22 protein-coding genes, 1 rRNA gene and 3 pseudogenes are annotated in these 19624 nt (G+C 40.6%); 15 read left to right on the top strand and 11 right to left on the bottom strand.

Features of this window, described 5'->3' with window-relative positions:
- Positions 1-124: 124 nt before the first annotated feature.
- Positions 125-631 (bottom strand): annotated as a pseudogene (locus FTT94_RS14515) (methyltransferase); the annotation flags it as partial.
- 107 nt (positions 632-738) lie between these two features.
- Here FTT94_RS14515 and FTT94_RS14510 point away from each other — a divergent pair.
- Positions 739-1380 carry a hemolysin III family protein gene (locus FTT94_RS14510; protein ID WP_180171014.1) on the top strand — a complete coding sequence of 214 codons (642 nt, stop codon included), beginning with the start codon at positions 739-741 and terminating at the stop codon, positions 1378-1380.
- Between the two features lie 145 nt (positions 1381-1525).
- A complete protein-coding gene (locus FTT94_RS14505; RefSeq protein WP_180065350.1) occupies positions 1526-2839 on the top strand; it encodes an MFS transporter in 1314 nt (437 codons plus the stop codon).
- Between the two features lie 300 nt (positions 2840-3139).
- Here FTT94_RS14505 and FTT94_RS14500 read toward each other — a convergent pair whose 3' ends face one another.
- Positions 3140-4150 carry a metallophosphoesterase gene (locus FTT94_RS14500; RefSeq protein ID WP_180050311.1) on the bottom strand — a complete coding sequence of 337 codons (1011 nt, stop codon included), beginning with the start codon at positions 4148-4150 and terminating at the stop codon, positions 3140-3142.
- 104 nt (positions 4151-4254) lie between these two features.
- Here FTT94_RS14500 and FTT94_RS14495 point away from each other — a divergent pair, with 104 nt between their 5' ends.
- The gene (locus tag FTT94_RS14495; RefSeq protein WP_257231464.1) at positions 4255-5874 is read left to right on the top strand and encodes a phospholipase D family protein; all 1620 of its coding nucleotides are present in this window, start codon (positions 4255-4257) and stop codon (positions 5872-5874) included.
- Between the two features lie 44 nt (positions 5875-5918).
- Here the strand turns inward: FTT94_RS14495 and FTT94_RS14490 are convergent, their stop codons facing one another.
- Positions 5919-6743 carry a 1-acyl-sn-glycerol-3-phosphate acyltransferase gene (locus FTT94_RS14490; protein ID WP_180171015.1) on the bottom strand — a complete coding sequence of 275 codons (825 nt, stop codon included), beginning with the start codon at positions 6741-6743 and terminating at the stop codon, positions 5919-5921.
- Between the two features lie 411 nt (positions 6744-7154).
- On the opposite strand from FTT94_RS14490, the gene hflX reads away from it, so the two are divergent.
- From hflX to FTT94_RS14460, 6 genes are all read left to right on the top strand, one after another.
- Entirely contained in the window at positions 7155-8489 is a 1335-nt protein-coding gene (hflX, locus tag FTT94_RS14485) for a ribosome rescue GTPase HflX (protein WP_180171012.1), read from the top strand.
- A 43-nt stretch (positions 8490-8532) separates the two neighbouring features.
- Positions 8533-8904 carry a hypothetical protein gene (locus FTT94_RS14480; RefSeq protein ID WP_168379556.1) on the top strand — a complete coding sequence of 124 codons (372 nt, stop codon included), beginning with the start codon at positions 8533-8535 and terminating at the stop codon, positions 8902-8904.
- A gap of 10 nt (positions 8905-8914) precedes the next feature.
- On the top strand, positions 8915-9589 hold the full coding sequence (locus FTT94_RS14475; RefSeq protein WP_180111379.1) for an LrgB family protein: 675 nt from the start codon (positions 8915-8917) through the stop codon (positions 9587-9589).
- A 248-nt stretch (positions 9590-9837) separates the two neighbouring features.
- A complete protein-coding gene (locus FTT94_RS14470; protein ID WP_111884999.1) occupies positions 9838-10290 on the top strand; it encodes a DUF2147 domain-containing protein in 453 nt (150 codons plus the stop codon).
- Between the two features lie 60 nt (positions 10291-10350).
- On the top strand, positions 10351-10800 hold the full coding sequence (locus tag FTT94_RS14465) for a DUF2147 domain-containing protein (protein WP_168379558.1): 450 nt from the start codon (positions 10351-10353) through the stop codon (positions 10798-10800).
- A 143-nt stretch (positions 10801-10943) separates the two neighbouring features.
- Positions 10944-11390, top strand: coding sequence for a DUF2147 domain-containing protein (locus tag FTT94_RS14460; protein WP_078190109.1), 447 nt, complete (start codon positions 10944-10946; stop codon positions 11388-11390).
- A 53-nt stretch (positions 11391-11443) separates the two neighbouring features.
- Here FTT94_RS14460 and FTT94_RS14455 read toward each other — a convergent pair whose 3' ends face one another.
- From FTT94_RS14455 to FTT94_RS14435, 5 genes are all read right to left on the bottom strand, one after another.
- Positions 11444-12289 carry a symmetrical bis(5'-nucleosyl)-tetraphosphatase gene (locus FTT94_RS14455; protein WP_180050326.1) on the bottom strand — a complete coding sequence of 282 codons (846 nt, stop codon included), beginning with the start codon at positions 12287-12289 and terminating at the stop codon, positions 11444-11446.
- Between the two features lie 6 nt (positions 12290-12295).
- Positions 12296-13108: a 16S rRNA (adenine(1518)-N(6)/adenine(1519)-N(6))-dimethyltransferase RsmA gene (gene rsmA / locus FTT94_RS14450; RefSeq protein ID WP_078190111.1), complete on the bottom strand. Its 813-nt coding sequence runs from the start codon at positions 13106-13108 to the stop codon at positions 12296-12298.
- 30 nt (positions 13109-13138) lie between these two features.
- The gene (locus tag FTT94_RS14445; RefSeq protein ID WP_180050329.1) at positions 13139-13996 is read right to left on the bottom strand and encodes a pilus assembly protein PilJ; all 858 of its coding nucleotides are present in this window, start codon (positions 13994-13996) and stop codon (positions 13139-13141) included.
- Between the two features lie 21 nt (positions 13997-14017).
- Positions 14018-15001: a 4-hydroxythreonine-4-phosphate dehydrogenase PdxA gene (pdxA, locus tag FTT94_RS14440; RefSeq protein ID WP_180171011.1), complete on the bottom strand. Its 984-nt coding sequence runs from the start codon at positions 14999-15001 to the stop codon at positions 14018-14020.
- A gap of 90 nt (positions 15002-15091) precedes the next feature.
- Positions 15092-15472: a hypothetical protein gene (locus FTT94_RS14435; protein ID WP_180171010.1), complete on the bottom strand. Its 381-nt coding sequence runs from the start codon at positions 15470-15472 to the stop codon at positions 15092-15094.
- Positions 15473-15664: 192 nt separating this feature from the next.
- Here FTT94_RS14435 and rplM point away from each other — a divergent pair, with 192 nt between their 5' ends.
- Together rplM and rpsI are read left to right on the top strand one after the other, a co-directional pair.
- On the top strand, positions 15665-16093 hold the full coding sequence (gene rplM, locus FTT94_RS14430) for a 50S ribosomal protein L13 (protein WP_004722943.1): 429 nt from the start codon (positions 15665-15667) through the stop codon (positions 16091-16093).
- A gap of 12 nt (positions 16094-16105) precedes the next feature.
- The gene (rpsI, locus tag FTT94_RS14425; protein WP_078190115.1) at positions 16106-16492 is read left to right on the top strand and encodes a 30S ribosomal protein S9; all 387 of its coding nucleotides are present in this window, start codon (positions 16106-16108) and stop codon (positions 16490-16492) included.
- Positions 16493-16554: 62 nt separating this feature from the next.
- Here rpsI and FTT94_RS14420 read toward each other — a convergent pair whose 3' ends face one another.
- Complete coding sequence (locus FTT94_RS14420; protein ID WP_180171009.1) at positions 16555-16800, bottom strand: hypothetical protein; 246 nt, start codon at positions 16798-16800, stop codon at positions 16555-16557.
- 165 nt (positions 16801-16965) lie between these two features.
- On the opposite strand from FTT94_RS14420, the gene FTT94_RS14415 reads away from it, so the two are divergent.
- Genes FTT94_RS14415 through FTT94_RS14405 form a run of 3 tightly spaced genes read left to right on the top strand, consistent with a single transcriptional unit; the run spans position 16966 to position 18735 of the window.
- The gene (locus FTT94_RS14415) at positions 16966-17619 is read left to right on the top strand and encodes a glutathione S-transferase N-terminal domain-containing protein (protein ID WP_180050332.1); all 654 of its coding nucleotides are present in this window, start codon (positions 16966-16968) and stop codon (positions 17617-17619) included.
- A 27-nt stretch (positions 17620-17646) separates the two neighbouring features.
- Positions 17647-18075, top strand: a complete 429-nt coding sequence (locus FTT94_RS14410; RefSeq protein ID WP_180041717.1) for a ClpXP protease specificity-enhancing factor — start codon at positions 17647-17649, stop codon at positions 18073-18075.
- An 18-nt stretch (positions 18076-18093) separates the two neighbouring features.
- Positions 18094-18735, top strand: a complete 642-nt coding sequence (locus FTT94_RS14405; RefSeq protein WP_180171008.1) for a hypothetical protein — start codon at positions 18094-18096, stop codon at positions 18733-18735.
- 141 nt (positions 18736-18876) lie between these two features.
- Here FTT94_RS14405 and FTT94_RS14400 read toward each other — a convergent pair.
- Positions 18877-19217, bottom strand: a pseudogene (locus FTT94_RS14400) (IS3 family transposase); the annotation flags it as partial.
- 32 nt (positions 19218-19249) lie between these two features.
- Here FTT94_RS14400 and FTT94_RS16775 point away from each other — a divergent pair.
- Positions 19250-19375: pseudogene (locus FTT94_RS16775) on the top strand (hypothetical protein); the annotation flags it as partial.
- Between the two features lie 123 nt (positions 19376-19498).
- On the opposite strand, the gene rrf reads toward FTT94_RS16775, so the two are convergent.
- Positions 19499-19613 (bottom strand): 5S ribosomal RNA (rrf, locus tag FTT94_RS14395).
- Positions 19614-19624 lie beyond the last annotated feature (11 nt).

Genomic DNA, 19624 nt, shown 5'->3' with positions numbered 1-19624 from the left:
AAAGTAACTTGGACCAGTGTTGATCATTTAGCATTGTTCGAGGCATAGCGAGCGTAAAATTGGGTTTGGCGATTTAATTTTACTATCTCGCTATTTTTTTAATCAACAAATGTCAACAGACCCTAATTTGTTTCCATTTACGTGCCATGCTCGGAATAATTTGTGCTTTTGCATCCGTAATACCGAGTGGCTGTAAGAAATAACTGTTTTGATCGACATAGCGATGTTTCGCTCGATCATGTCCTTGCTGCTCCGTAGGAATTTTCCCTAAGGCTGGCTGCTTTTTGCTGATGCTTAGCATCGCTTTCTTTTTATTTTTTTTGAGCTGAATTTCTTCATCCAAGGTCATCAGGTTGGCTTGCTTACAACAGCTTAATAAACTTTCGACTTGTTGATATGCAGATGCGATTGGATAATTTTTGGTGATGTCTTGGGTTTTGTAACGATATAAACAGCTGAGAAATGACTCACCTTGCAGCGAAATGACTCGCAAGGTCATTTTTTCTAATTGCTCTAATTCACCTTTATACTGACTCAAGATCATGCGATCAAAACGCTGTGTTTCAATGGCTTGCTGAAAGGCTGCTAAAAATTGCTGCTCTTGCGTAGAGGGAGAAGCCAAAGATGACATAATATAAACCTAGATAAATTTGCAAAACAATTTTAAATCTTCTTACACCAAAAGCAAAATTGAATTACTATACATATGTATATTTAAATTATTATAAAAGATACGTTATGAATGCTCCCCATCTTTTAGCTTATGACCCAGCTGAAGAAAGACTGAATTTCTATACCCATGCTTTCGGTGCAGCGTTGTCTGCTATCGCAGGTATCCTACTGATTTTAAAAGGATCATACCTTCCAACTGGACAATGGCTTGCACTTTGGGTGTATGCATTCAGTATGCTGTTATTATTTTCGGCTTCGAGTCTATATCACTTCGCAGAGTCTCCTGAGCGCCGTGGTTGGTACAAAAAACTCGACCATACCGCAATCTATTATTTAATTGCAGGTACTTACACCCCATTTCTGGCAATCGCACTGCCTACCGCAAAAGCGCATTATTTACTCATTGCACTGTGGGTGATTGCCGCAATTGGAACACTATTCAAATTAATTTTCATTCATCGTTTTCAAAAGATTTCGTTGATTGCTTATTTGGTGATGGGATGGCTTGCAGTACTGGTAATGGATGATATGCAACGCTTTTTATCTGATCAAGCTTTAACCTACCTAATCATTGGCGGGCTATCTTATACAATCGGTACATTGTTTTATGCCTTAAAAAAGGTAAGATATACACACGCTATCTGGCATATTTTTGTATTGATAGGTGCAGGATCACATTTCCTGTCGATTTATCTCTACGTGATATAACCCACTGACACTGCATTCTTTAGTGACCCTAATTCCGCAGTTCGTAAGTTGGTATTTCGTATTTTTTTAAGAAATTACGCCTTTTTTAAAAAGATTACGCTTTTAAAACTAAGTTCAATTATTTTTAGTAAGTGTAAGGTCCACCATGGCGTCTTCAAGTGCTGCTGCCACTGAACAGCAACCAACAAATTCAAAATTCCGCGTACTTACAGCAAGTCTTGTAGGTACCACAATCGAGTTCTTCGATTTCTACATCTATGCAACTGCGGCTGTAATTATCTTCCCGCATCTGTTCTTCCCTGCAAGTACAGATCCAACAACCGCAACGATTCAATCTCTAGCAACGTTTGCAATTGCCTTCATTGCTCGCCCGATTGGCGCAGCATTCTTTGGCCATTTAGGTGACCGTATCGGTCGTAAAGCCACATTGGTTGCTGCACTCCTCACCATGGGGATTTCAACGGTATGTATCGGCTTGCTTCCAACCTATGCTCAAATTGGTATCGTTGCTCCTCTTTTGCTTGCGCTTTGTCGTTTAGGTCAAGGTCTTGGTTTAGGTGGTGAATGGTCAGGTGCCGTTCTGCTTGCAACTGAAAATGCGCCAGAAGGCAAACGTGCTTGGTATGGTATGTTCCCTCAATTGGGTGCGCCAATCGGCTTTATTCTTGCAACAGGCTCATTCTTGACCTTAGGTCACTTCATGTCTGAAGCTGAGTTTATGCAATGGGGTTGGCGTATTCCATTCATTGCAAGTGCGCTATTGGTTATTGTCGGTCTGTGGATTCGTTTAAAATTACATGAAACACCAGCGTTCCAAAAAGTTTTGGATAAGCAAAAAGAAGTAAATATTCCGTTCAAAGAAGTGATCACTAAGCACTGGGGGATGTTAATTCTCGGTACGATTGCTGCGATTTGTACATTTGTAGTGTTCTACTTAACCACAGTATTCGCTTTACAATGGGGTACAACCCAGCTTGGTTACACACGTGAAGAATTTTTAAAACTTCAACTGGTTGCCACACTTTGTTTTGCTGCCTTCATTCCACTTTCTGCTGTATTTGCTGAAAAATTTGGTCGTAAAACGACTTCGATTGCGGTATGTGTTGTATCTGCATTGTTTGGCTTAGTCTTCTCAAGCATGCTTGAGTCTGGCAGTACTGCGATGGTGTTCTTATTCCTATGTATCGGTCTTGCGATCATGGGTTTAACCTATGGTCCAATTGGTACGGTATTGTCTGAAATCTTCCCAACGTCTGTACGTTACACAGGTTCAGCTTTAACCTTTAACATGGCAGGTATTTTTGGTGCATCTTTCGCACCACTGATCGCAACTAAACTTGCAACTGGCTATGGTTTATATGCAGTAGGTTACTACCTAACTGCGGCATCAATCCTTTCATTGATCGCGTTCTTAATGATTCGCGAAACCAAAAATGATGATGTGAATAATCAGGTTTAATCTGCACATAATAAAAAAGCCAGCACATATTGCTGGCTTTTTTATGTCTCAAATTGAGTCAATGAACTGATGAATACTCTGTAGTTGACAGCATTTTAAATAATTAAATTCATGCATGCAGCTTAGATCCCACTGAGTAGCAATACACATCATCTGTTCCAAGACACTGTCATTCACTCAACTTCAAACAGCAAATGTTTAATGGCACGGTTCAATTTTATTAACAAAGCAAGGCCTGTAGCTCTACATCAAGAAGAACATTCATCAAACCGTTTAGCGATAATGAACGGTAGTTTTTGATTAAACCAACTCGATAATATCAATGGTCGGTGGCACAAGAAAACGGAAAGGTACCCCAACCATGCCCGTACCAACAGTGACAAAGACATCTGCATTGTCATGCTGATATAGCCCTTTTTTATGGCCTAAAATCGACACTTTTTTCATTACATAATCGGTCAACCAAGGCAGTTGTACCTGCCCGCCATGGGTATGACCCGACAACATCAATGGTCGTCCGGGAAGTTTAGGTACCATATCGACGGTATCTGGATTATGCGACAAAATGATCCAAGGCTTATCTTGTGGCAATTCTGGCAAATAGCGCATATCGGCTTTACCTGCCCACAAATCCCCAACACCTAATAAACGAAACTCATTAAACTCGACTACTTGCCCTTCGATATCCACCACATGATTACTTTCTAATGCATGTTTTAATAACGCTTGAATAGGCGGACCGGGATATTGCTCATCATGATTACCATTCACCGAATAAATCGGAGCAATAATTTTTTTTAGTACGGCCAGCTCTTCAGCTAACTTATTTTCTGGCTCATAAGTCCAATCCCCTGCAACCACGACCAAATCAGGATTTTGTGCATTGATTTTATCAACGATCATTTTTAACTGACGTTCATGACCCGAAAATAAACCAATATGTAAATCACCAATTAAGGCAATGCGTACAGGCTTTAATAATTGTCGTGTTTCATGCAATTGATATTGACATTTTTTCACCTGAATCATGTGCGGCTCGATAAATCGGGCATAGCACAAAAGCCCCGTAACAGCACCGACAAAAATTGCTTCATGTAGTGAATAATAGCCACTCCAGCCTGCATAAAAGCTAAAGAAGAATAAAGGGATAAGTAAATACGAGAGATAAAACGCCAACAAATGTACGAAGGCTTTAAACGGATGAATCGTTTCCGTGCGCGACTGACTTAACCAAGCTTGGGATATTGCCCAAACGCCCAGCACAGCCAACCCGATATAAAAATACATCACTACGGAATCTAATTCCCACATACATTTGCTCTACAATTTGCCTAACGAGAAAACTCGGTCACTATATTTATCTTTTCACAGCTGACACTTATACTCAAATCAAATTTTTTAGTATGTCTAACAGTATGGACTCAGCTATACCGAAACAGCAAAATTTGCCCTTTATACACAACCACACTAAGGCGGTTTTGTTGAGTTGTAGCCTTGTTTTGACTTTATCTGCATGTAGTACCTTGCCTAAACAGCAAACTCAACCTGTGGAATATGCTTTTAATACCCCGACAGACGATACTAGCCTTGCGAAAATTGTGCTGCCGCTACGGGAACAAAATCCAAACTTAACCGGTTACCACGTTCTGTATGACCCATTAGAAGCCTTAGCGGCTCGAATCGAGCTAATCAATAAGGCCGAAAAAAGTTTAGATCTACAATACTATATTTGGGATAACGACAAAATTGGTGCTTTGGCTCTACATGCCATGATCAAAGCTGCAGATCGTGGGGTCAAAATTCGTTTATTGGTCGATGACAACAATGCCAAAAAAATGGAAGGCATTTATATGGCACTCGACCAACATGCCAATATTGATGTCAAACTGTATAACCCGTACCGCTTCCGACATTTCCGCCCTGTCGATATGGTGCTGGATCTAAAACGCATCAACCGCCGTATGCACAACAAAAGCTTTATTGCAGACAATCAAATTGCTCTGATTGGTGGTCGCAATATGAGTAACCAATACTATAACGTCAGTGATAATTATCAATTTTCCGATGTCGACGTCATGTTGGTCGGTGCGGCATCCGATGAAATCATTCATTCTTTTGATGAATATTGGAATGATGATTATGCCTTTCCAGTACGCCAATTGGTCAATCCACGCCACTATAGCTTGCGCTTTGACAGTCTCAAACAACAACTCGATGACTATAACCAAGAAGCCACTGTGGTCAATTATTTGGACTTAGCCAACCGTTCACATGCCTTTGATGACTGGCTCAACAATAAAATCCAATTTGACTGGGTCAAAGCCGAAGTGGTCAAAGACTCCCCGAGCAAAATCAAATCTAAGGCCAAAAAAGAAGAGCATCTCAACTTTCAGCTGCTCAACCGTTTAGATAAACCGGAGCAAAGTGTCGATATCGTTTCAGCCTACTTTGTTCCAGAAAAACAAGGTGCGGAACGCCTAAAAAACCTCAGTGCCGATGGCGTGAAAGTCAGAGTTTTGACCAACTCATTCCAGGCCAATGACGTGCCATTGGTTCATGCTTTTTATAGCAAATATCGTCAAGATCTCTTGGAACACGACGTTCAACTCTATGAATTTCTCTCTAGACCTGATGCAGAAAACCTCAACACCAATACCAAAGAGTTGGCGGAAAAATCTAAAGTTAGTCTGAAAGGTTTAAGCCGTTCGAGTCTGCATGCCAAACTGATGGCAATTGATGAAAAACAAGTTTTTATTGGTTCATTTAACTTTGACCCTCGCTCAGCATATTTAAATACTGAAATTGGGGTATTACTGAATAGCCCACGTTTAGCCAAAGCCATCCACTACACCATGGATGAAAATTTGAGTAAATATGCCTATAAGTTGGTGCTCAATGCAGACCAACAAATCAATTGGAAAATTAAGCTATCAAATGGTCAAACGCGTATTTATCCACGTGAACCGAAAATCAAGTGGTGGCAAAAAGCAGGAGTGAAATTTGTTTCTTGGTTGCCGCTCGAAGGCTTTATGTAAGGATCGTGCTGCAAAGGCATCCCCTTGCAGCCTGTATCATTAAATTATTTAGCTTCAACTGGAACTGGCGCTTTAAGAACTTTGGCTTGAAGCTCTGCTAATCCCTGATTCATTTTTTGCTGCACTTCTTGCGTCAAGCTTTCCACAGTATGACCTGCCGAATCAATTGCGGGCAATGTCATTAGATGCGCAGTGACATTCGGCATTTCTAAGACATTTTTGACATGTCGATCAAAGCTAATGTCTCCGACATAGGGCGCAATATTGTCCAATTCACCCTCTTGATTTACATAGCAAATTAAACAAATTTGGACTGGGCGTTCGGCTTCAATCGCCGCACCTAAAATACGACCATGAATTTTTTTAATTTTGCTGCCATCTGAAGTGGTGGCTTCTGGGAAAAAGAGTACCGGCGTATCTTGTTTTAAGAAGCCCGTAATTTGTTCTTTAATTTTAATCGAGTCGCCAGAGCCACGCTTAATAAATAACGTGCCACCGCCTTTCGCCAAATTACCCAGCACTGGCCATTTTTCAATTTCAGCTTTAGCCAAAAAGAAAACACGTGCACCTGAACCCAAAACTGCAACGTCTAACCATGAAATATGATTACTTACCCAAAGGGCGGGTTGACGTGGAATTTCACCATGTACTTTGACTTCAAGATTAAATACTTTGCATAACTTGCGACAAAAATACTGCACATAGCGGGTATTTTGCGGGTTATTCGGGTCTTTATACAATTGATGACGATAAACCAAATAAAAACCCTGCGTCACAGCAACGGCTGCTGCACCGACTTTTTTACAATACAAATAAAATTTTGAAAACACATTAATTTGCGGTGTATTGACGATTTGAGGTTGATTCATAAACGGTTCACTAAAAGGACACGGTGCCACAATTTGGCGTAAATTTTCATCATCATATACCGAAGACAGTTTTTTTGCATTGATCATAAAAACCGAAGTCGAAGATAATATTTTCCCATTTAAATCGTTTTTAAAAATCAAATATCATTTTTATATCGGTTTTAAAGGTTATAAATCATGAATCACTCACATTCGGACCATCCCCCTATTTCGTCATGGCAAGCTTTAAAAGCCATTGCAGGTTTTTCACTGATGTATATGAGTGTGCTTTTTTTATTGGCGCTGAGCTTTCGCAGCTTTCTCTAATTGAATAGCACGACATACAGAACTTAGCCATTAATCCCTCACTTAGATTAACCCTCGCACTGCATTTTCGCCTAAAATGAATCTTTAAACAGGAGTGTGTGCTGAGTGGAAAATTTAAATCAACATCAAGCGAGCGGTGAACGCGTAATTTTAGTCAGCGTGGCAGTACAAATGCTCGCAGACCTTGATGCCGAAGAATTCCACTTACTGGCTCAATCTGCAGGTGCCAATATTCTGCAACATGTGCGTGCTCAGCGTCTTAAGCCTGATGCTAAATTATTTATCGGCTCAGGGAAGGCTGAAGAAATTGCAGAAGTGGTTGCAGAGCATGAAGCCGAATTGGTCATCTTTGACCATGCCCTCACTCCTGCCCAAGCACGTAATCTTGAACGCATCATGCGTTGTCGTGTGGTCGATCGTACAGAATTAATTTTAGATATTTTTGCCCAACGCGCACGTACCTATGAAGGTAAATTGCAAGTTGAATTGGCCCAATTACAACATATGGCTTCACGACTGATTCGTAGTCGTGGCGATCTCGATAGCCAAAAAGGTGGGATCGGCCTACGTGGACCGGGTGAAACGCTGCTGGAAACTGACCGTCGGCTACTCAAGCTCCGTATGGGACAACTCAAAGCGAAGCTTGAGAAAGTCCGCCAAACACGTATGCAAGGTCGTGTGGCACGTCAAAAAGCTGCTGTTCCAACCGTGTCATTGGTGGGTTATACCAATGCGGGTAAATCAACCTTATTTAATAATTTAGCAAAAAGTGATGTCTATGCAGCAGACCAACTTTTTGCGACACTTGACCCAACTTTACGCCGTCTACATTGGGATGGCATCGGCAACTTAGTTCTCGCAGATACTGTAGGTTTTGTGCGTAATTTATCGCACTCACTGGTCGAGTCGTTTAAAGCCACCTTAGAAGAAACGTTGGAGGCGACCTTATTGTTACATGTCATTGACTCCAGCAGTCCGGACATGATGGAACAAATCGAGGCTGTCGAAAAAGTACTGAAAGAAATTGGTGTCGATGTTCCGATTCTGCGCGTTTATAACAAAATTGATGTCAGTGGTGAAGATCCTAAAATCATCTATGGCAAGCCTCATCAGCCGGAACGTGTTTATGTCTCAGCGCATAGTGGTAAAGGTCTACCCTTATTACGCCAAGCGGTTCAAGAATGCTTAATGGGTCAAATTCAAAGCTTTGAAGTTCATCTAAAACCGGCTTATGGTAAATTAAGAACACAACTGTATGCGCTCAATGTGATCCAAAATGAAAGTTATGATGAACAAGGCAACTTAATTTTGCATGTCATCATTGCCCCACATAAGTTAGAACAACTGATTAAACAGGCGCATTTACCCATTGATGAAATTTTGGGAACACGTGCGCAACAATTCCAACATCCTCTTGAAGAATTTGAAATTAAAGATTAAATCGGTTAAAACTTGATTTGTATAATTTTAACGAAAGACAAAAATGGACTGGATCAAGCGCATCGACTGGAAAGCCTGGATAGGCACTCTTGCATTAATTATTCTTTTCCGTGAAGGTGCGGTCTGGGTCATGAAGCAATTCAGTCACCCAGAATTAGGTAATCTCGTCGGACTGATTAGCTTGCTGATCGTGCTTTCATTTTGGAGAAAATTCAACAAAATTCCAGCCAGTTTGGTCGATACCAATAATAAAATCATGAAAGAAAGTGCCTTTGCCTTCCTACCTATTAGTGCGGGCTCATTGCTAATGATGATGCATTTAGGCGATGAAATTCCGATGTTTTTGATTGTTCTCTTTGTCAGCACCCTCATACCGCTGTGGGTCTACGCAAAAATGTCTAAGAAATGGCTATAGGAGAATCAACATGCTTTCAATCATCTCTGGATTCATCATTACCTTGATCGCCTATCTTGTCGCAAAACCTATTAATAAAAAATTACCGCAAATCCCCGTGATTGTGATTGGGATGTTTTTCGTCATTGGTATGCTCTATCTGTTTGGCATTTCCTATGAAAGTTATATGACACAGGTGAATCCACTATTCAATAACTTACTCGGCTATGTCACGGTGGCTCTAGCCATTCCTTTAGCAGCGATGCGTTACGATGACTTACCATTAAAAGCCGTAGGCGGGATTTTAGTCTTTGCCAGTATCAGTGCCGTTGCCCTCCCTATGGGGCTGGCTTATTTACTGCATCTGTCTGATCCAACCATTATGGCTTTCGCTACACGAGCTGTGACGACCCCTATTGCCATCAACATTGCGACGCTGCTGCATTCCCCGATTCCTTTGGTGATTTTGATTGTGATTTTATCAGGGGTGATTGGTGCAGCATTTTCACCCATCATACTCAAAAATATTCATGATGAACGTGCATCAGGACTCGCCTTAGGACTTGCTGCACATGCAATTGGCACAGCTCAAGCTTGGCAGCGCGGCAGCATTGCTGGGCGCTATGCGGCATTTGGCATGGCGGTAAATGCAGTATTCACAGCAATCTGGTTGCCAACTTTCATACTCTATCTACAAAATATGTGACTGAGCAATCACTTTTAAATGATTGTTTTGTATAAAAAATAAACTTAATATAAATTCTAGGGTACACCACAACACATTGAACGATGTGCTGTGGATGTTACATTTTTGGTAAAGGCACTTTTGTGCAACATGTCAACTTTCCCGAATAAAATGTAAATATTTAGGCTTAGAGTAGTTGCTCTAAGTTCAAATATTACCTAGTATGATCAATAAACCCTCACAAAGTGTATTGATAAAGGATTATTAATATGATCGAAAAAAGTTTGAAATGGGCTGCATTATTTGGTGCTGTAGTCACAAGCTCTGCACTCTATGCTCAAGATCTTACAGGGACTTGGCAACAAATTGACGATAAAACCGGTTCGCCTAAAGCACTGATCGAAATTCGAAAAGATGCCAAAGACACCTATACCGGCAAAATTGTGAAAGTGACGCCACGTCCGGGTTATACACCAAAGGAAAAATGTGTGAATTGCCCTGCACCTTATACCAACCAGCCTATTTTAGGGATGGATGTATTTAAGGGGCTGAAACTTGAAAGTGAAAATACCTACTCTCAAGGAAAAATTATTGATCCTTTAGCAGGCAAAATTTACAGCTTAAAAGGCAAAATTTCTGCCAATGGTAAGCGCTTACATTTACGTGGATATCTGGGGATTTCCGCAATTGGTCGTACACAGACATGGATTCGCGCTGAATAAATTTTAAATTTATTCAGTAAATTGATTTGATATAGGTGAACCACCTACAGGGAATATCTGATGAAAAAATTAAAAGTGAGCCTCTTATTCTTAGCTGCTGTAATGAGTGGTTCAGCTTTTGCTCAAGACCTTTCAGGGACTTGGCAACAAATTGATGATAAAACAGGTTCACAAAAAGCCATTATTGAAATCCGTAAAGAAAGTAATGGCACATTCGTGGGTAAAATCATCAAAGTGACGCCGCGTCCGGGCTATACACCACGCGACACCTGCGTAAACTGCCCTGCACCCTACAAAAACAAGCCAATCTTAGGCCTTGATATCTTAACAGGTTTAAAACATATTGAAGGCACTAATAACTACGACAAAGGCCGTATTATTGACCCTCTTTCAGGCAAAGTTTACGACACAAAAATCCGTTTAAATGCCAGTGGGAAACGCCTAACTTTACGGGGTTATATGGGTGTTTCTGCACTTGGTCGTAGCCAAACTTGGATTCGCCAAGAGTAGCCTCAAACAAGTAAAAAAACCGCCGACATGGCGGTTTTTTTATGCCTAAGATATTCAAATTATTTTAAAAAATTAAGTTGACTATTCTCGTAAACTTTCTAACATACGTGCTCATAAATCATGCTTCTCGGGGACAAGCGATCATGTTTAAAAAAATATTATTCAGCCTTTGCACATTCGGATTGATGAATGTTGCATTTGCAAATGACATTGCTGGCACATGGCAACAAATTGACGATAAAACAGGAGCTGCAAAAGCAATTATTTCGATTCACAAAGAATCAAATAATACCTATACCGGTAAAATTATTAAAATTACACCACGTCCGGGCTATACACCGCAAAAAAACTGTAATAAGTGCCCTGCGCCTTATACCAACCAACCGATTCTCGGCATGGAAATTGTTAAAGGTTTAAAGCAAATTAATAATACAAATAATTATGAAAAAGGTCGTATTATCGACCCTCTTTCTGGCAAAGTTTATGATGCTAAAGTCCGCTTAAACAGCACAGGAAAACGTATTTCGATCCGTGCAAGTATTGGCGTTTCAGTCTTGGGTCGTAACCAAACTTGGATTCGTTTAGACTAATCCACACACCAATAAAAAAGCCGCACGAATGCGGCTTTTTTATTTTTAAATACTTACATTACAGGATTATCGACCGCAAACATGCACTGATCTTCTAAACGATAGGCCATCAACTGATTGCCCCAAACACATCCGCCATCCACATTTTGGATTTTTGCTGAAATGCTTTTTCCTTGTAAAGCAGCCCAATGACCAAAAAGAATTTGATGGGTCTGAGCTGCTTGTGACTCAAACTCAAACCATGGCTTAAAACCCTTCGGCATAGGGTCATCGAGTGAATCTTTAAAACTGAACTCTAATCGACCTTCTGCATCGGTTAAGCGCATGCGGGTCAAATAGTTGGTAATACAGCGTAAGCGCGCATGACCAGACAAATCATCCGACCATAGGTTCGGCTCTTTACCGTACATCACTTGAAGAAACGCATCGACCACATCAAAGTCGTCATGACCAATCACCGCTTCCACTTCCTTTGCCAAGTCTGCGGTTTGCTGCGCAGTCCAATTCAAAGGAATACCCGCATGAGTCAAAATGGTTTGCTCATTCGGAAATAGACACAGCGGCTGCTTGCGTAACCAATCAATCAAATCATCACTTTCTAAAGCGTGAATCACATCATCGATATTGTCTTTAGGATTGATATCCTTAATACCGCGAGCGCATGCCAGCAAAGTCAGATCATGATTGCCCAGTACCGTCGCCGCAACTTCACTATCCACTAATTTTTTGATGAACCGCAAAGCGCCTACCGAGTTTTCACCCCGTGCGACGAGATCACCGGCAAACCATATAAAATCTTGGTCTGCATCAAACTTAATCTCTTTCAGTAAAGCTTTTAATGCTTCAAAACAGCCTTGAACATCACCAATGACATAGTTATAGCGAATATTGCGAGTCATAATTATTTAAGCCACCATTTGATCTGCTAATGCGACAAATTCTGCAAGTGTTAGGGTTTCTGGACGCGCCATTGGATCAACCCCTGCATTTTCAAAACCATCTTCAACCAACATGCCTTTTAAGCTGTTACGCAAGGTCTTGCGGCGCTGAGTAAAGACATGTGAAACTAAACGCGCAAGCGCTTTTTCATCTTTCGCCACAATCGGTTTAACGGCATAAGGCTCTAAACGGAATACCGCAGAGGTGACTTTTGGCGGCGGATTAAATGAGCCCGGTGGCACTTCAAATAAAAACGTCGGTTTGCAGAAATATTGAATCATCACCGATAAACGACCATATTCTTTAGTATTCGGTGAAGCGGTAATACGGTCCACGACTTCTTTTTGCAGCATGAAGTGCATGTCTTTGACTTTGTCGCCAAACTCCAAGAGATGAAACAGCAGCGGAGTCGAGATGTTATACGGCAAGTTGCCAACCACGCGCAGAGGACGGCCTTCGGCAAACAGCTCGGTAAAGTCATATTTCAGCGCGTCGGTTTCAACAATGGTCAAGCGCTCAGGATGCGGCACACGGCCCGGCAAACCTGCAGCTAAGTCACGGTCCAGCTCAACCACAGTTAGAGCATCACATTCACCAATTAAAGGCGATGTAAGCGCGGCAAGACCGGGACCAATTTCGACAATATTGTCACCAGTACGCGGATTTACCGAACGTACAATTTTGGCAATAACACGTTGATCATGTAAGAAATTCTGTCCAAACCGCTTACGCGTGTGATGCCCTTCATCTTTTGGGTTTAGGGCATTAATTTGATACATAAAATTCTCCGCATAGGTTTATTACAACGATTACTGACTTGATTCAAATTCACTCAAGCGAGCAAAAATTTCTTCGGACTTGGCCACATTATCCCGAGCCGCGTTAATTACACTGAGCAATGGCTCTCTTTGTTTCAACAAAGCCATTGTTTCAGATTTCATCATTTCTTCAGTTTCAGCCTGAATGGAGAGCAAACTTTCACGCATTTCAGCATTGTTTACGCGCTCTACACCGAGTTCGGGATTACCATTCAGTTGAGCCTTCAAAAAAATATTGAAAGTTTCAAAATCTGCTAAAAAGTCATCTAAATCGTCTGGATGAATAGAATTTACATCAGTTAACTTCAGCAAAGAACTCAACATTCGTCCCGCAATATAGACTTGATTTTTGGCAATCATTGCTTGAATAGCTGAATTGTTTGCTCTAGCCATCATATCAGCCAGAATGTTATATTCAGCTTGAATACCTGGAATGGTTTCACTTACAAGAAGTTGATATTCATATAGCGCACTCAGGCTATTTTGATGCTGTACAAGCAGATCAATATTAGCATTGATTGCCTGTCCATCTTGAAGCATTTTATCAGCTCCATCACGATTCGCATATTTTTTATGCACCGCGGTCAGCGCTTGATTAAATTTTTGCTGATTATGTTTAAAGCCATCCACAGCACCCGGTAATGCAAAACGTATAAATCCTTCCGTCTGTTTTGGAATTTGCAGCGATAATACTTTTAATTCACAAAAATGATGATCTGTAGCGAGCGTTGAACATGCTGACAGCATCAACGCTAACGCAATCCCAAAAAATGGGCGAATGATCGATTTCGCCCTAAGCATCTTGTTATTTTCCTGTTTTATTTTTGATAATTTTTTACTATTATTCATATAAAATTCAAACCTTTATTATTAAGTTTCGTTATTTTTCGCACGTGCTAATTCTAAAGCCAAATCAACCGCCACCTGTAAACTCGAACTTTTAGCAAGACCAGTTCCAGCCAGTGACAGTGCTGTGCCGTGATCCACTGAAGTCCGAATAAACGGTAAGCCCAAAGTGATATTGATGGCTTCGCCAAAGCCCTGCGACTTTAACACAGGCAAGCCCTGATCGTGATACATCGCCAAAACCGCATCTGCATCTTTTAAATTTTCAGGTGTAAATAAGGTATCAGCAGGTAGACTCAGGCTCATATTCACCCCTTGAGCGCGATAACGCTCTAGTACCGGATTGATCACTTCAATCTCCTCCATGCCCAAATAGCCATCTTCACCCGCATGCGGATTTAAACCGCAGACTAAAATATGCGGATGATCTTTTTTAAATTTGGTTTTTAAATCATGAATTACAATATCAATGACTTGATGCAAACGTTCTTGAGTAATGGCATCGGCTACATCACGAAGCGGTAAATGTGTAGTTGCCAATGCGACACGGAGCGTTTTGGTCGCAAGCATCATCACGACACGATCAACGCCTGCAAATTCTTGATAAAACTCCGTATGTCCGCTGAAATGGATACCGGCATCATTAATAATCGACTTTTGCACAGGTGCAGTTGCAACACCTACACTTTTGCCAGACATCGCATAATCTGCAGAACGACGTAATTGTTCCAACACATAGGCTGCATTGTTCACATCTAACTGACCTGCGATGACAGATTTAGCCACAGGTACATGTTCCACATAAAGCTGACCTAGAGCTGCCGACGCTTCCTGCCCAACATAGTCAATCAGTTCAACTTCGAGCTTTAACTGTTGAGCGCGCTTGAGCAGCAAATCTTTATCAATAAGAACCACAAGTGGCCTTTCATCTATTCGATTGGCTAAGCTCAAACAAATATCAGGTCCGATACCTGCGGGTTCACCGCTCGTGATATATAAAGGCAGCATGGGTCTATCCTGTGTGTGCAATAGCATTATTATACTGTGTGATGCACATGACAGACCTAATTTTATTGACTAAAAATATCGGACTAAAACTCAAAAATAATTACGTTGTACGACATTGTATGGAATGAAATCGAAAGCAAAACCTAAAATGCCAATGATCCAAATCAGTGCAATAAGAATTACAATGCCGCGCTGAACGGCCGGTACATGCTGCGGGTAGTTCGTTATCAGCCAAAAAAACATACCGCCCACAAGCAATAATCCAATCAACAGATAAACCAATAAATAACTAAGGAAAAATAAAGTGAGCATCATTAACAAAACGATGATCGCACCATCCGCCCCATGCAAAGACACCAAATACAAAAAAGTTGGGCTTAAAATCAAGGTGCTACATAAGCCCATTAAATACCACGAATGTCGCCAAAATAAGGGGTCAGATGTGGTTTTTAACAGATTAGAATTCGACATGATTTACATTCACCCCGCTTTTTTTATAATTTCTGGATTATCTGCTGTTTATTGCTGAAGAAATATACTACAATACAGCGCTTGAAATTTTATATTTTCATTTGTGATTCTTCACGTATTCGTATAGAATCGCGTCTCCTTTTGTTTGGACAGCTTCCATAGTCCAAACCAACTATAATAGGTAGTGGTTTAATGAAAACTCTCAGCGCTAAGCCAGCTGAAGTTCAACACGACTGGTACGTTGTTGATGCTTCTGGCAAAACTTTAGGTCGCCTTGCGACTGAAATCGCTCGTCGTTTACGCGGTAAGCACAAAACTTCTTATACTCCTCACGTTGACACTGGTGACTACATCGTTGTTATCAATGCTGAGCAAGTTCAAGTGACTGGTAAAAAATCACTTGATAAGAAATATTATCGCCACACTGGTTTCCCTGGTGGTATTCGTGAAACTAATTTCGAAAAATTAGTTGCTCACAAACCAGAAGAAATCTTCGAACGTGCTGTAAAAGGCATGTTGCCAAAAGGTCCTCTTGGTTATGCAATGATCAAGAAAATGAAAGTGTACGCTGGTACTGAGCATCCACATACTGCTCAACAGCCACAAGTTTTGGACATCTAAGGGATACAGCACATGGCTACTAACTATGGTACAGGTCGCCGTAAGACCGCAACTGCACGTGTTTTCCTATCAGCTGGTACTGGTAAACTCGTAATCAACAACCGTTCTTTAGAACAATATTTCGGTCGTGAAACTGCTCGTATGGTTGTTAACCAACCACTTGAGCTTTTAGAAGCTACTGAGAAATATGACCTTTACATCACTGTTGCTGGTGGTGGTATCGGTGGTCAAGCAGGCGCTATCCGTCACGGTATTACTCGTGCATTGATCGCTTCTGACGAAACTCTTAAACCTGCTCTTCGTCAAGCTGGTTTCGTTACTCGTGATGCTCGTGAAGTTGAACGTAAGAAACTTGGTTTACGTAAAGCTCGTAAACGTCCTCAATTCTCTAAACGTTAATTCGTTTACCGAATTGGACAAAAAACCTTGGCTTATGCCAAGGTTTTTTTATGTCTTAATTTTTATGTAGATGATACAAATAGAATAACGATCCGATAAACAAAGAGACTCAAACTCGCAATAAAGCATATAACCGACAGTGTTAGTGTAATTGTACAAATGGTCATTTTGCTTTTTTGTTCAGGACTATCATCCTCTGCTCCATAATCAGAGGCATAACCTCCAGCGAGTGCCGTATAAAAGCCAATGCCCATAAAAATAACAGCAGCTAAAAATAATAATTTTTGTACAAGTGCAATGGTCATCATGCGGTGACGATCAGGTAAATGAATGACATGAAATAGCTATCAGATAAAATCAAATAAAACAAAACTGTAATTTTCACTGTAGCTGCATTGATATTGCTAAAGTCCCCGTGATTTTACTGTCTAATTTTAGTATCCTATCTTATTCATTTCTCATCGTCTCGGATTATGTCAGTCGAAAATGCACCTCTTCAAGGGATTACGCTTTACAGTCATGCGGATGACTTTCGCTCACACTGGATACGCTATGTACTTGCAGAGAAGCAAATCAAACATAATTTAATTATTGCTGATGATGAAGACGAAGATCTTGCAAGTTTAAATCCCTACAATCAACTTCCGATGATGATTGAAAATGGCCTAAAACTCTATAACAGCAGTATTATTGCCGAATATTTAGATGACCGTTATCGTCAAAATAAACTGTATGCAGATGCACCTATGCCTCGTGCAGAGCAACGTCAATATGTATGGCGCTTCGAACAAGATTGGTTAAGACTGGCGGATATTATGCTTCGCCATCCCGATACCCTCGATGAAAAAGCCACGCAAAAAGCACAAAAACAATTACGTGATACACTCATTTCACTAACCCCCTTGTTTCAGCATTATCCTTATTTTATGTCTGAACAATTTAGCATGTTAGACTGTATGCTCGCGCCTATATTTCTGCGCCTAAAAGCCATGGGTATTGAGCTTCCCAAACAGCAATGCCGCCCTATATTTCTCTATTGCCAACGCATCTTTAGCCGTCCAGCATTTATCAAATCAATGACATTGCAGGAAAAAAATCGCTATAGCGAGCTTTTAGTAAAAAATTAATTTTCCATAAATATTCGAGTAAGCATTATGTCTGAACAGGAACTACAACTCACTCCAACACGTCCATACTTAACACGGGCACTTTATGAATGGATTTGTGAAAACCAACTTACCCCCTACCTACTTGTCGATGCGACACAGAATGGTACGATGGTGCCAGTTCAATATATTCAAGATGGCCAAATTGTCCTGAATATAGCACCTCATGCAACGCATGCGCTACACATGAGTAATGAGACGATTACTTTCTCTGCACGCTTTGGTGGCGTTTCGCAAAACCTCTATATCCCCTTTTCTGCTGTTCTAGGCATCTATGCACGTGAAAATGGTCAAGGCATGTTCTTCGATCCTCAAGAATATGAAGGTATTCAGAATGATCAAAATGCTTTAAAATCAAACGACCAAGAACAACAAGAGCAACCGAAGAAAAAACCGGGTTTAAGGTTGCTCGATTAAAGAATAAGGAAGCGAATAATGGCTTTTGATTTAGTACAATATTTTGTCGAACAAATAGAATCTCAAAAGCCTACGCTTTTAAGTCATTTAAATCGTGAAGAAAAACGACAATACTTACGTGAAATTAATGCTTTAACCTTAGGTGAATTGATTCATCAGCTACGCATTAATGGTGAAAAGGTTTATCAAGAAATTACTCAGCCTGATGAACTCTATATTCAGGAAGTTTCACGTCATCTCACCACCAACCCTTCAAATGCATCAACATTAGAACGCTCTGAACTCGAAAACCTAACTACAGAAGTTTTTCATTTACAATTAAATGAATTAAAACAACTTCATGATACAGGCTCACATTCACCGCAAAGTATTCGAGAATTACTCAACGGACAAATTGAACATCTTTCTGGTCAAGCGGATGATTGGGTTTGGTCAACAAACAACCTAACAGAGCTCCTTGGTTCTAAACCAAATCTTCAAGAAGAGATATCATTAGAGGCATCAATGAAGGAGTTCAATCAAATGGTTAATCAACAACATACACAAGAAGACGTAACAACTGAAGTACAAGTACCGACTTGGTCAAAAATTGTAGAGCCAGTAGTTGCAGTGGTGATTCTATGGATTTTGGCATCTGCAGCATGTAATATTTTTGCTTAATTGACTTCATTTCTCTAAATCTATGACCTGCTTTTTAAGCAGGTTTTTTTTAATCGAATATTTAGAATATTGATATTTTAAATATAAAATTTACCCGATAAAGGTAGCCAAATAATGATCCCAGGCAGTATCGTGGACAACCTATCCCTCTAAATTCTTAAAATATTTCTGCTCAAAGGCTTCTGGGCTTAACCAACCATTTGCAGAGTGCCTTCTCACTCGATTGTAGTAAATCTCAATATAGTCAAACAAGACAACATTGGCTTCTTTTCGGGTCAAAAATACACTGCCATGTACCACATGACCTTTAAATGTGTGAAAGAAGCTTTCTGTTACTGCATTATCCCATGAGCAATATACTGCGCAAGGCCTCGTCTAGACATGCTTTGGATGCAGTTATTCATCAATAATAGCGCTCTAAAATGACGACTACAGTGCTGTGAGCCTTGGTCAGAATGGACCATGATATTCGTTGGATACCCGCCCACAATTCAAATTATGCAGTCATTGGCTTATGTTAGCTTGGATGATTTCAGAAGAACGAACCATTCATGAAATTTTAAATAAACCCTTTTATCATCCAACTTTAGAAGAAGGGTTAAGAACTGCATTAAAGCATGTACGACGTCAGTTAAGATAATTTTATCGTTTTAGGTCGATTTATAGCGTTGGATTTCCAACGCTTTATTTTCGCCCCCTTTTATCTTTTTTCCACGCATAAAAAACACCCCCAACGTTTAAGTTGGGGGTGTTTCGAATAAAGAGCTGGCGATGACTTACTCTCACATGGGTAACCCCACACTACCATCAGCGCTAAGAGGTTTCACTTCTGAGTTCGGGAAGGGATCAGGTGGTTCACTCTTGCTATTGTCGCCAGCACAACTGTTAT

The sequence above is a fragment of the Acinetobacter sp. YH12027 genome, from assembly GCF_013420085.1.
GTDB classification, from domain to species: Bacteria; Pseudomonadota; Gammaproteobacteria; order Pseudomonadales; family Moraxellaceae; genus Acinetobacter; species Acinetobacter amyesii.
This window is presented reverse-complemented; position numbering and strand designations above follow the sequence as displayed.